Here is a 12,005-nt window from a genome sequence, read left to right on the forward strand (position 1 = left end):
CCCCAACCCCATCCGCCATACATTGGCGCATAGATAGTTCTACTGGTGTTGTTTACGATCGCTTTATATCTAAAGAGCAAATCAGGATTGCTTTTATCATAAGTCAAACCCCTCGCTTTCAGCGCAGCATCCGCTGCTTCGTAAATATTCTCCTCAGCTATTGAGTTATTGTAGTACGATTTAGAAAGCGAATCTAATCCCGGTAACCAAGCATAGGTTTTATACTGAGAAAAAGCCCCGTTTTTACTCTGTGTTGTATAGTATTTATATGGTGAGCAGGCAGCTATCATCACGACTGCCACAACCAACAGGAACCACTTTGTTTTCATTTTACTTACCTCCCAATTGTGTTATAAAAATAACGAATTTAATGCCAAGTTGCTACAGATTAGAAAAATTTAATGCATTGTAACAATATTTTACATTAAAAAGGATGTTTAGCTACCAAAGGCATCGCCCGACCTACGCCAAATGCTTTTCGTGTAACACGTAAAATGGGAGGCGACTGAAATCGCTTAAATTCTGAACCTACTACTAACTTAATAACACGTTGTACCAAAACTTCATCGAAACCATCAGCTATAATTTCTTTACTGCTCATCTCAAGTTCTACATAACGATGCAGTATCGCGTCGAGCACGTTATACTCAGGCAACGAATCCGAATCCTTTTGATCGGGTCGTAATTCAGCCGACGGTGCTTTAGTAATAGTATTTTCCGGAATAACAATGCCGTTACGGTTAATATAATGGGCAAGCTGATAGACTTTCGTTTTGAGTACATCGCCGATAACACCCAAGGAACCGGCCATATCTCCATAGAGGGTTCCATAACCAACGGCTGCCTCGCTTTTATTAGAAGTGTTCAATAAAATATAGCCATGCTTATTAGACATAGCCATCAAAACGATTGCACGTACACGTGCTTGTATGTTTTCTTCGGTAATATCGTTTTCCTTTCCTTTGAAGGCCTTCGCCATCATATTATCGAAAGCTTCCGTCGCCTCTTTAATCGGAATCACTTCATGTAAACACCCTAGATTCCCTACTAAATCCATGGCATCGTCTACGGAATGCCCGGTTGAATAAATGGAAGGCATCAACACTCCCATAACATTCGTAGATCCCAATGCCTCACAGGCTAAAGCCGCAACCACTGCAGAATCGATGCCTCCAGACAATCCTAATATGGCTTTTTTAAAGCCCGATTTTGCAAAAAAATCTTTGATTCCGAGAACCAAAGCTTCATGAATATTAACAATTGACTCAGGTTCTTTATAAACAGTGGTCAACTGTCGTGCAACAAGCTCTTTCCCGTTGAGTTGGTAATAACGAAGATCCTCGGCGAAAGGATTCAGCACATCTATCAATTTAGCTTTCTCATCAAACACTAACGAACGTCCATCAAAGATAATGTCTGCATGAGCACCTATGGTATTGACATACAGCGCAGGCAATGCATGCCGCTTGCTATGGGCGGTTACAACGGCGCAGCGAGCTTCAAAATGGCTTTCAGAAAATGGAGAAGCGGCGACATTGATCATAATGTTCGGCTGTTGCTTTGCCAGTTCGATCATGGGATCTTGCGGATAGAGGGAAGGGAAATGCTCATTCCATAGATCTTCGCATATAGTAAGTGCAATGCGGTTCCCTTTATAATCGACACACTTAAAGGTATTATTTGGTTCAAAATACCGGTATTCGTCAAATACATCATAATCCGGCAAAAGGGTTTTGTGAACCGTGTCCTTTACCGCTCCGTCTACGATAAAAAGCGCAGCATTATATAGCTGCTTTCCTTTGGTCAGTTTACTCCTTACAGGAGCACCAATAATACAGGCGATCCCAACACAAGATGCCGCAATCTGTTCAATACTTGTCTCGCAGGCATCCAGAAAAGAACGATATCGAAATAAATCTTTAGCTAAATAGCCGCCTATTGTGATTTCCGGAAACACCACCAGATCAGCGCCTTTCCTTTTAGCCTCAGCTATTGTTGCTATAATTTTTTCTGTGTTTCTCTCAAAATTACCAATATGGTAGTTTGTCTGCGCAATCGCTATAATCATATGTTACTGAACCTATCCGTTTATTAAAAAAGTATACCAAGATTAAAGGCAAAATAAGAATTATTAGCCCCTCCGTGTTTAATGACACGTGTAAATCCGTTATTAAAGCTTAGTCCCGTCATAAGCCGCAAATTATGATCTAACAGCCATTCGACCCCTCCTCCTATTTGGAGACCTAATCTGAAAATATCGGCGCCACCTTTCATATTATTGGATTCTTGGACTACGACCCTGTTACTGTTTAATATTTCTTGCTTCGCACTTAATTTAACGCCTAAAGTAAAGCCGAACTGGCCATAATAACTTCTATAATATTTTTGGGTGCTTTTTAGTTTTACGCCTAAGGGAATTTGGGCATATTGTAATCGATAGTTATTGATCACAAAATCGTTCCCTTCAGGTCCATTCTGATAGGTTTCTGATTGAGCGCGCAAGTTATCAATCAACAAACCACTTGAAAAATAATAATTCTCTGAAAACGCAAAATCGGCGACTAAGCCGTAATTGTAACCTATTTTAGCTGTATTTGACTTCACATCAAAGTCGCCGTACCGCAACCAGTTAATGTTGGGCGACAACATAATTCCTAAACTGATACGCTTATTATCATACTTTGATGCATAGTAATCCTGGCTATTAGCACTTGATAACATGAAAAAAAATATGCTTGTAATAAGCGCCAATTTTTTAAATGGTATGTTTATTTTCATTGATCTTTTGTTATTCGTTGAAGTTATTAAAAAACGTTAGTCGTTAAAATGTTGAATGGTCAAGACGTTAAGTGGTTGAGACGTTGAGTGTCGAGTGCTTTGACGTATTACAGTTACTGTACTAAGGCTCTAAGCCATAAGCAGTATGCTTTAAGCCCGCATAAGCCCATTATCACATTGGCTAACCGGCTAATTAACTACTCAACCATTTTATCAGCTCTAAGCCATAAACAATATGCTTTAAGCCTGCATAAGCCCATCATCACATTGGCTAATCGGCTCATTAACTACTCAACTATTCCTCTACTCAACCATTTCCCTATTCCACGTACTTCGAAATAAACTTTCCTTTCCACTTTTTACTTTTTATATTATTAATTTAGCGGCCTATCATCACAAGCATGAAGGCACTTAATTTGAAAGGCGCACAAATCTACCTCTTTTTTTTGACTATTACTTTGATGGCATGTAAGCATAGGCAAGAGCCTGATGTAAGCAACATCCAACTTGACATTAAAATCGAACGTTTCGACCAATCCTTGGATAGCCTTACCGCGTATAACCTATCTGAAAAGCATTCGCAATGGCAAAAAAAATACGATCAATTTTATAGCGACTTTATAACGCATATGCTCCAAGCAGGAAATCTACAAGACACCTCGGAGCTTTTCAACAATTATAGAAAAATATTACAGAGTCGTGATTTTATAGCGCTGAAAAAAAGTATTTCACAAACTTATCCAACTTTAAACGCACAAGAAGAGCAGCTAACGATTGCCTTTAAACATCTAAAGTATTATTTTCCAAACATAGAGATTCCAAAATTCATCGCCTTTTTCTCAGGCTTCACCGTCCAATCCCCCATTAACGAGCATTATATTGGTATTGGACTAGACATGTTCCTAGGTGCCAACTCGCCGTTTTATCCAGCTTTAGTTAAAAGCATCCCACTCTATATATCGCGAAGATTTACGCAGGAGAATATCGTGCCTCGTACGGTTGAAACTTACCTGCGGGAAGAGCTATTTCCGGAACCGGATAAAGGAAATCCAAGTATGCTGGATCTAATGCTGTACAATGGAAAAATCATGTACCTCATGGACAGGTCGATGCCTCTCCTAGCTGATAGTTTAAAAATCGGCTATACCACCGCGCAGATAAATTGGGCTAACACTTACGAAAAAGATATATGGGCCTGGTTTTTAGAGGAAAATTTGCTGTACGAAACTGACTACTATAAAATTCAGAAACACTTTGGCGAAGCTCCTTTTACACCCGAACTCGGCAGTCACAATGAGTCAGCGCCGAAGTTAGGTATTTATTTAGGCTGGCAAATAGTAAAAAAATATATGGAAGCGCATCCTCAAACGTCTTTAATGGACTTACTCCGTATTGAAGATGCTCAACAACTACTGCGAGATGCTCGCTATAAAGGCATTAACTAATCGCTATCCGATTTCAGTTAGAAGCTTTCTACAGTAACTTTACCATCCTTACCCGGGGATCCGGAATAGATTTGTCCTTGAGGCACACCGCCTAACCGGCCGCCGCCAGCCCGAATTCCCATTCCGATCTGTGTGTAAATATTGTATAGATCGGATTGGGGATTTACTCGATAACCACCGGCCCGCGTATCTATTCGTAAGTAAGCAGTTTGCTCTTTATCTTCCTGCTGGGGGTTAATGCCCGACTTATCGTAGCGGAATGTAACATTTCCGCCGTTCCCGTTAGGGTAAGTACGTGTCCCATTGTTGGCATCACGTCCTCCTGCTAATACGTAAAGTGCTCCAAGTTTTGCAAAATGGATTTGAATATCCATATCCGACCCATCGTTCTTACTATCGGTACCAATAATATAAGCTTGCTTTGGAATTTCCGCATAGTGAATTTTTAGCTTCACCTTTTTCTTTCCGAAGAATTCAAGGGAAGATTTGTCTTGCATAATCAATGTATCGATAGTTAGCACCAAAGTAGAATCTTGACGTTTTGTAGTGAAGCTCCTTTTCTTCTTATGCCCAATCTCTAGTTTTTGAATATGTTGCACCGAATCCTGAGAACCGGCAAATCCCCATGTACTACCTACCAAAAGTAATAGGAGTGTCAAAATCATTTTACCCTTCATAACCATATCTAATTTGATATAGATGATAACCTCGTTTTTTGTCAATTGTTCGCCAAAAACGCATAGCTATTTCTATCACTTAACTTGTTCAGCTGCTAATTAGACAGAAAATCCGGTAATAGGTTTAAGCAAAACAGCGACCTTTAATAGCCTTTTATTTTTTTCAATCGAATAGTTGCCTTCTCTGCTTCTGTTAAATTCCCTTTTGGATATAAAGATTGTTCCCAATCCCCATACATGGGGTTTGGAAGCATAATAAACGTGGTTCCGAACTTCCCCGCATGTTGATCCACCACTTTCTTTGTATCCTTATCTTCTTGATAGAAAATGGTAGAAAAATCACTTAAATTGTCACCGACCAACATGACTATATGATGCGTTTTAGCCACTTGGTTTCTTCTTGATTGTTTATTAGAGGTACTATCTCTAAACAATAGGTGGTCCGTATCGACATAAGGAAATCCAAATTGCTTCAAATTCTGCATGGTGGCGGGAATTTCGCTTTGATCCCGATTACTGATATAAAAAACTGCGACTTTTTTTGAAGCGGCATATTGGAGAAATGAGCACGCTCCAGGAACCGTGTCAGCAATGGCCATTCCGGTCCAACGCTTCCATTCAGCCAAATCAAAGGCTTTCTTCGATAGAATAGCCTGACCGCTTTGCGGAGAATTATCCAATAACGTTTCATCGATGTCTACAATAACACATTTAGGTAACTTCGAGTACTTTTTTAAGGCCTTATCAAGGCTACTATGCGCGTAATTATAGGCCTGAAAACATAAAGCCCGATATTCTCCCGATTGTTGTTGCCATAAAACCGCATTGGTATAATCCCGATGGAACTCCTGCCCATGGGCGCTTGCTATAGCAAAGAGAACACTCACTGTAAATAGATATTTGCTAACCATTTGTTTATAAGATTTTTTTGAAATTACCGGCAATAAAAAAGGCGCGAAAAACTTTCACGCCTTCTTATATTTTAAGATTCGGTTGCTTTATTTCATTATTCTGAAAACCGTACGGAAAGCTATAAAACTACCGATAATCAATAGAATATTAGAAATGGAAGTGAACAAAAAAGAATCCTGTATGAAACGGAAAAAGGTACCGGCTAAGCCAAAGGCTATAGCCACAACTAAGGTTACGTAATAATGAGTCTGATTTGCATTATTATCGGTACTGACGTGAGGTCTCTGCTCTGCTGAATTTGCCATAATAATTTCTTTGTATGCAAAAATAAACTTTTTTTGATGGAATAAAAATATTTGGTGCTTTGTTACGTAGTTAAGTAGAAAAATAGCAAGGACGCTTGTTAGCTAGTCAATACGGTGTTATTCATAAACGTTCTCTTTAATAGACTTTCATGGCTTCCTACGGTCGCATAACCATTGTTAACGGATAATAAGACTGGTCTGTCCTTCAAATAAAAAAAGGCCTCCACAGTGTATTGCTGAGGCCTTTTTTAAATAGTCGTAGCTTACTAGCCGTTGGACAAAGCCGCTGCGCCACTGACAATTTCAGTAAGCTCAGTAGTAATAGCCGCCTGACGTGCTTGGTTATAAGAAAGCTTAAGTGATTTAAGCAATTCCCCCGCATTGTCGGTAGCTTTATCCATTGCAGTCATCCGGGCCCCATGCTCAGAAGCATGCGAATCCAGAACCGCCTTATATAACTGTATTTTTATGGACTTTGGTATTAACTCCTGAATAATCTCTTCTTTCGACGGCTCCAAAATATAATCGACTACATTCTGAGAAGTCTTTGCTTCATCCTTTTCAGCAGGAAGCAAAGGTAAAAGTTGCTCGGTCTTTAAGAATTGGACAGCAGCATTTTTAAACTGATTATAGATAAGTTCAACTCGATCGAATTCACCGTTTATAAAACCATCCATGATTTCTTCGGTGATCTTTGAGGTATTCTCAAAATTCAGTTTCGAAAACAGCTCAGTATGGTTACCTAAAACCTCATATTTATTCTTTCGGTAATAATCCTGTCCCTTCTTTCCAATAGCAATAATCTTTACGTTTCCTTTGCGATGTTGCTCTTGATATTTCTCGGTAATCAACAGATTGGTTGCCTTTATCACATTTGCGTTAAAAGCGCCCGCTAAACCACGGTTAGAAGTTACTACAACCAGTAAAATCTTTTTTGGTTTCCGAACAGCCATAAACGGAGAAGAAGTACCTTCCACTGAAGCTGATAAATTAGCTAAAATGTCTTTCAACTTTTCAGCGTAAGGTCGTAATTGTACAATCGCATTGGTAGCGCGCTTTAACTTCGCAGCTGACACCATTTTCATGGCTCTTGTAATCTGCTGTGTAGAGCTTACAGATGCAATTCGATTTCTAACTTCTTTTAAATTAGCCATATTTTATTAGTAGCGAGTATCAGGTAATAAGTATCAAGACTACACCTTCCATCTGCCTGCATTTAGTCTTATGTCCTGATATCTGCGTCTTGATACCAAAAAATTAATAACTAGCAGCTATCTCTTTAGCTACCTTATCTAAAACAGCGGTAATATCATCCGTGAATTTACCAGCCTTCAAGTCCTTAAGCACTTCAGGATGACGTAACTCCAACTGTTGCAGATAGTTAGCCTCAAACTCCTTCACCTTATTTACAGGAACACTACGGAACAAGCCCTTGACACCTGCGTAGATAATAGCAACTTGTTTTTCCACAGGCACCGGTGCAAACTGACCTTGCTTCAAAATCTCAACGTTTCTCACACCTTTGTCAAGCACGCCCTTTGTTGCAGCATCCAGATCCGATCCGAACTTGGCAAAAGCTTCCAATTCGCGATATTGTGCCTGATCTAATTTGAGAGTTCCGGCAACTTTCTTCATCGACTTTATTTGCGCATTACCTCCAACACGAGACACCGAAATACCAACGTTAATAGCAGGTCTTACACCAGCATTGAACAAGTTAGACTCTAGGAATATCTGACCATCAGTAATTGAAATTACATTTGTTGGAATATAAGCAGATACATCGCCTGCCTGTGTTTCTATAATAGGCAACGCTGTCAACGATCCTCCTCCCTTAACAATGCCTTTCAATGATTCCGGAAGGTCGTTCATGTTGCGTGCAATTTCATCAGACGCATTGATCTTTGCAGCGCGCTCTAAAAGGCGGCTGTGAAGGTAAAATACATCCCCAGGATAAGCCTCACGTCCGGGAGGGCGACGAAGTAACAAAGATACTTCGCGATAAGCCACAGCCTGTTTAGACAAGTCATCATATACAATCAGGGCCGGGCGACCTGTATCGCGGAAAAATTCACCAATTGCAGCACCTGCCATGGGCGCATAGAATTGCATAGGTGCCGGTTCGGAAGCAGAAGCTGAAACTACGATCGTATAAGCCAATGCTCCCCTTTCTTCTAAAGTACGAACGATATTGGCAACGGTTGAATTCTTTTGTCCCACAGCCACATAAATACAATATACGGGTTCACCTGCATCGTAAAATTCCTTTTGATTAAGAATGGTATCGATACAAACTGCCGTTTTACCCACCTGACGATCGCCGATCACCAACTCCCGTTGTCCACGACCGATCGGAATCATTGCGTCGATAGCTTTAATTCCCGTTTGAAGCGGTTCATTTACTGGTTGACGATAGATAACGCCTGGAGCTTTTCGCTCAATAGGCATCTCATAAGTTTTACCGGTAATCGGACCTTTTCCGTCTATCGGCTGTCCCAACGTATTTACAACACGTCCAAGCATTCCTTCACCAACGTTGATGGAAGCAATTTTATTGGTCCGTTTAATGGTATCACCTTCCTTGATTTCATCTGAAGGTCCTAGCAACACCACCCCTACATTATCTTCTTCAAGATTAAGTACAATTCCTTGTAATCCGTTTTCAAATTCAACCAATTCACCTGATTGGACTTTGGTTAGGCCGTAAACCCGAGCAATACCATCTCCCACCTGGAGTACGGTACCAACTTCTTCTAGTTCGGCTTCTGATTTAAAGTTCGACAATTGTTCTCTTAAGATTGCCGATACTTCATCTGGTCTTACCTCTACCATTTTATCTTTATTTTATATATTTCTCTTTTAAACCTTTACAATAATTAGGCATGAAAAGCCCTATCTAACTTATTCAGACGACCTGCTAAACTCGCATCAACTTGCCTGTCGCCTACAGTTACCACAAAACCGCCTATTAAATCGGCATCAACCGAGTTCTCAAGGATTACTTCCTTGCCTGTTGAAGAGGCAATAAGCTGCTTCAATTGAGCCACATTCTCAGCTGATAATGGAGCAGCCGAGCTTACCTTGGCGGTAACAATGCCTTTGTATTCATTGTATTCGCGGACAAACTCCTGTGCAGTTGCATACAGAATATCTCCTCGTCCTTTGTTGATCATAATTTTAAAAAATCCGATCACAACCGAGCTAAACTTCGCTCCAAAAAGTGCAGTAAGTATGTTGATTTTCTTATCGTGTTTGATAATCGGATTCTTCAATACCGCCTGCAATTCCACGTGGTCTTTAACTACGGCGATTAGCTGCCCTATTTCCGCTCGTACCTGATCAAGCGCACCTTGCTCGATGGATAAATCCAACAGTGCTTTAGCGTATCTAGATGAAACCTTAAATTCTGACATATCTTTAATAGGATTTAGCTGATTAGTTTAATTTCACCTCTTTCAACAACTCACCGACTAAAGCTTCTTGCTTGTTCTTATCCGCTAACTCTTGTTGTAAAACTTTACGGGCAATTTCCAATGAAAGCTTAGACACTTGGTTTTTAACATCAGCCATTGCGATGGCCTTTTGATTGTTAATTTCAATACGTGCCTTTTCAATCATTCTGTTTCCTTCCAACTGCGCTTGTTCTTTTGCATCTTTCAATAGCTGCTCTTTTATTTCGCGAGCCTCTTTTAAAATAAGATCGCGCTCGGCTCTGGCGTCTTTTAACAATTGTTCATTTTCATTTGTTAAGCGTGCCATTTCCTGTTTCGCTTTTTCCGCTGCATCTAACGCATTTTCAATTGAGCGTTCGCGATCTCCAATCGCTTTCATCACCGGCTTCCATGCAAATTTTGCCAGTAAAAACAACAATAGCAAAAACGAAAGGGTATGCCAAAAAATTAAGCCAATCTCAGGGATGAGTAAATCCATATTGTGTATTAATTAAGTGCTTTTATATATAAACGGTGCTTTAATGTCTGTGAAAAGAGCCTATAAACGGCAATCCCGAGGATAGGCTCCCTTTTTTCATTCGGGGTTTCCTTATTTTGCAATTAAAGAAACAACCACAGCGAATAACGCAACAGCCTCAATGAAGGCAGCAGCGATCAACATCGCAGTTTGAATTTTTGAAGCAGCCTCAGGTTGGCGAGCGATGCTTTCCATTGCAGAACCACCGATTTTACCAATACCTAATCCAGCGCCTATCGCAGCTAGACCTGCTCCAATTGCAGCTAATGTTCCAGTCATTTTGATTTAATTTATATATTTAGTTTAACAATAATGTTTAATAATTTTCTAGTGGTCAGCATGCTCTTCTATAGCCATTCCAATAAAAAGCGCAGATAAAATGGTAAAGATAAAAGCTTGAATAAAGGCTACTAACAATTCAATGGCACCGATAAATACAACAAAAAACACGGATACCGGTGCTACAGCTAGCGATTTAAAAATGAATACCAAACATAGTAGAGACAGCACAAGTATGTGACCTGCGGTGATATTCGCAAACAAACGGATCATCAAAGCAAAAGGCTTTGTAAAGATTCCGAAAATTTCAACAGGGATCATCAACGGTTTCAACCACCATGGAACGGGGGGGTTAAAAATATGGCCCCAATAATACTTATTACCACTGAACAAGATGATAATCAATGTAAATAAAGCCAATATCATAGTAATAGCAATATTCCCGGTAACATTGGCACCTCCCGGGAAGAAAGGTACCAAACCCAGCATATTATTCAACCAAATAAAAAAGAAAACCGTTAAAAGATACGGCATATATCTCTCGTATTTATGTCCTAAATTAGGTTTTGCAATATCGTCCCTAACAAATATAATGATCGGTTCCAATACAGACTGTAACCCCTTCGGAGCCCTACCTTCGCGTTTCCTGTAACCTTTCGCTACCGTTAGAAATACAATAAGCAAAATAGCAACCGATAAGAAAATCGTAAATACGTTCTTGGTGATCGATAAGTCAATCGGACGGGAATTCGTCACCACCTCTTGTCCATCAGTGTTCTGCTCATGATGTACATAACTTCCATGCACTGCCTCCTCTGCGGCGTAATAGATTTTTCCGTGCGAGCGAGCAAAACGCATACCCGCCTTTTCCACTACTACACTGCCATCATCATTCAAATGAAATTCTTTTGCACTAAAAGTAACCAACCCATTATGTGTATAAAGAATAACCGGAAGATACAAACCTGTCCAACTTTCGCCATGTCCCCAAAAGTGAAATTCATGCGAATCACCTATATGATGAAAGATAAAACTCGTAATATCAAACTCTTTTTCTTCATGGTTTTCATGATGGCCTGCTTCCACCTGTTCTACTGCGGTCGAATCTGCATGTTGACCATGATCATGATTTTGGGCATTGGCGTTCAAAAAAGCGAAGAAAACGGCAAAAAACGCTAGTATTCCTGATTTTTTTGAAGTCAAAAAGTGGCTAAATTTCATTTATTCCGTGATTTTTACTTATTATTTTGGTGGCGCAAGTTACGCAACAAAGACATAACTTCAAAGAGTGTAAATAATAAATATAAAGAAAAATAATTCAACGCAAAAACTAGCTGGTTTTCAGCTGTTTTCATCAAGATCACCAAAGCAAAGGATAGGGCAAAGAGTAGCTTCAAAATTATCCCTCCCATTATGGCCAAAACCCCTGTTTGAGGTGTTTTTTGAATCCCGAAGTAAGAAACCAGATAGGCAATGTAGGTAAGAAAAAAAAGAAAAAGAAAAATGAGCCAATAATTGGACGCCAGCAACGCATGCCCTTGAAAAAGCACAGAAAGCAAATAAGATAATAAGGCTAATACCAACCCGAAAATTCCGTAAAAGAGGGTAAATCTTAGTAATGTCATGCGCCTTCTTAATAT

At 39.9% G+C, this 12,005-nt stretch carries 14 protein-coding genes; 1 reads left to right on the forward strand and 13 read right to left on the reverse strand.

Features of this window, described 5'->3' with window-relative positions:
- From E0E36_RS27305 to E0E36_RS27315, 3 genes are all read right to left on the reverse strand, one after another.
- Positions 1–329 (reverse strand): DUF4136 domain-containing protein (locus E0E36_RS27305; protein WP_130858564.1); only part of this gene is annotated, 329 nt, incomplete at its 3' end.
- A gap of 95 nt (positions 330–424) precedes the next feature.
- Positions 425–2,068 carry an NAD+ synthase gene (locus E0E36_RS27310; protein WP_130858565.1) on the reverse strand — a complete coding sequence of 548 codons (1,644 nt, stop codon included), beginning with the start codon at positions 2,066–2,068 and terminating at the stop codon, positions 425–427.
- A gap of 23 nt (positions 2,069–2,091) precedes the next feature.
- On the reverse strand, positions 2,092–2,778 hold the full coding sequence (locus tag E0E36_RS27315) for an outer membrane beta-barrel protein (protein ID WP_130858566.1): 687 nt from the start codon (positions 2,776–2,778) through the stop codon (positions 2,092–2,094).
- Positions 2,779–3,179: 401 nt separating this feature from the next.
- Between E0E36_RS27315 and gldB the strand changes: the two genes are divergently transcribed.
- Positions 3,180–4,223, forward strand: a complete 1,044-nt coding sequence (gene gldB, locus E0E36_RS27320; RefSeq protein WP_130858567.1) for a gliding motility lipoprotein GldB — start codon at positions 3,180–3,182, stop codon at positions 4,221–4,223.
- A gap of 17 nt (positions 4,224–4,240) precedes the next feature.
- Here gldB and E0E36_RS27325 read toward each other — a convergent pair whose 3' ends face one another.
- The 10 genes from E0E36_RS27325 to E0E36_RS27370 form a co-directional block, all read right to left on the reverse strand.
- Complete coding sequence (locus E0E36_RS27325; protein WP_130858568.1) at positions 4,241–4,900, reverse strand: hypothetical protein; 660 nt, start codon at positions 4,898–4,900, stop codon at positions 4,241–4,243.
- A 143-nt stretch (positions 4,901–5,043) separates the two neighbouring features.
- Entirely contained in the window at positions 5,044–5,811 is a 768-nt protein-coding gene (locus tag E0E36_RS27330; protein ID WP_130858569.1) for a 5'-nucleotidase, lipoprotein e(P4) family, read from the reverse strand.
- An 87-nt stretch (positions 5,812–5,898) separates the two neighbouring features.
- Entirely contained in the window at positions 5,899–6,117 is a 219-nt protein-coding gene (locus E0E36_RS27335) for a hypothetical protein (RefSeq protein ID WP_013668416.1), read from the reverse strand.
- Positions 6,118–6,383: 266 nt separating this feature from the next.
- Complete coding sequence (gene atpG, locus E0E36_RS27340) at positions 6,384–7,271, reverse strand: ATP synthase F1 subunit gamma (protein ID WP_013668417.1); 888 nt, start codon at positions 7,269–7,271, stop codon at positions 6,384–6,386.
- 103 nt (positions 7,272–7,374) lie between these two features.
- A complete protein-coding gene (gene atpA / locus E0E36_RS27345; protein ID WP_130858570.1) occupies positions 7,375–8,949 on the reverse strand; it encodes a F0F1 ATP synthase subunit alpha in 1,575 nt (524 codons plus the stop codon).
- Between the two features lie 44 nt (positions 8,950–8,993).
- A complete protein-coding gene (gene atpH, locus E0E36_RS27350) occupies positions 8,994–9,530 on the reverse strand; it encodes an ATP synthase F1 subunit delta (RefSeq protein ID WP_013668419.1) in 537 nt (178 codons plus the stop codon).
- A gap of 22 nt (positions 9,531–9,552) precedes the next feature.
- Positions 9,553–10,047: a F0F1 ATP synthase subunit B gene (locus tag E0E36_RS27355; protein WP_013668420.1), complete on the reverse strand. Its 495-nt coding sequence runs from the start codon at positions 10,045–10,047 to the stop codon at positions 9,553–9,555.
- Positions 10,048–10,158: 111 nt separating this feature from the next.
- Entirely contained in the window at positions 10,159–10,365 is a 207-nt protein-coding gene (gene atpE / locus E0E36_RS27360; RefSeq protein WP_010601523.1) for an ATP synthase F0 subunit C, read from the reverse strand.
- 48 nt (positions 10,366–10,413) lie between these two features.
- Positions 10,414–11,586: a F0F1 ATP synthase subunit A gene (gene atpB, locus E0E36_RS27365; RefSeq protein ID WP_013668421.1), complete on the reverse strand. Its 1,173-nt coding sequence runs from the start codon at positions 11,584–11,586 to the stop codon at positions 10,414–10,416.
- A 14-nt stretch (positions 11,587–11,600) separates the two neighbouring features.
- Positions 11,601–11,990 (reverse strand): hypothetical protein, encoded by a 390-nt coding sequence (locus E0E36_RS27370; RefSeq protein ID WP_130858571.1) that lies wholly within the window; start codon positions 11,988–11,990, stop codon positions 11,601–11,603.
- Between the last annotated feature and the right edge of the window lie 15 nt (positions 11,991–12,005).

It is taken from the genome of Olivibacter jilunii (genome assembly GCF_900607235.1).
In the GTDB taxonomy this organism is placed as follows: Bacteria; Bacteroidota; Bacteroidia; order Sphingobacteriales; family Sphingobacteriaceae; genus Olivibacter; species Olivibacter oleidegradans.

Coding starts and splice junctions, on each gene's coding strand:
- E0E36_RS27310 (WP_130858565.1), bottom strand. CDS start 2,068: ATGATTATAGCGATTGCGCAGACAAACTACCATATTGGTAATTTTGAG.
- E0E36_RS27315 (WP_130858566.1), bottom strand. CDS start 2,778: ATGAAAATAAACATACCATTTAAAAAATTGGCGCTTATTACAAGCATA.
- gldB (WP_130858567.1), top strand. CDS start 3,180: ATGAAGGCACTTAATTTGAAAGGCGCACAAATCTACCTCTTTTTTTTG.
- E0E36_RS27325 (WP_130858568.1), bottom strand. CDS start 4,900: ATGAAGGGTAAAATGATTTTGACACTCCTATTACTTTTGGTAGGTAGT.
- E0E36_RS27330 (WP_130858569.1), bottom strand. CDS start 5,811: ATGGTTAGCAAATATCTATTTACAGTGAGTGTTCTCTTTGCTATAGCA.
- E0E36_RS27335 (WP_013668416.1), bottom strand. CDS start 6,117: ATGGCAAATTCAGCAGAGCAGAGACCTCACGTCAGTACCGATAATAAT.
- atpG (WP_013668417.1), bottom strand. CDS start 7,271: ATGGCTAATTTAAAAGAAGTTAGAAATCGAATTGCATCTGTAAGCTCT.
- atpA (WP_130858570.1), bottom strand. CDS start 8,949: ATGGTAGAGGTAAGACCAGATGAAGTATCGGCAATCTTAAGAGAACAA.
- atpH (WP_013668419.1), bottom strand. CDS start 9,530: ATGTCAGAATTTAAGGTTTCATCTAGATACGCTAAAGCACTGTTGGAT.
- E0E36_RS27355 (WP_013668420.1), bottom strand. CDS start 10,047: ATGGATTTACTCATCCCTGAGATTGGCTTAATTTTTTGGCATACCCTT.
- atpE (WP_010601523.1), bottom strand. CDS start 10,365: ATGACTGGAACATTAGCTGCAATTGGAGCAGGTCTAGCTGCGATAGGC.
- atpB (WP_013668421.1), bottom strand. CDS start 11,586: ATGAAATTTAGCCACTTTTTGACTTCAAAAAAATCAGGAATACTAGCG.
- E0E36_RS27370 (WP_130858571.1), bottom strand. CDS start 11,990: ATGACATTACTAAGATTTACCCTCTTTTACGGAATTTTCGGGTTGGTA.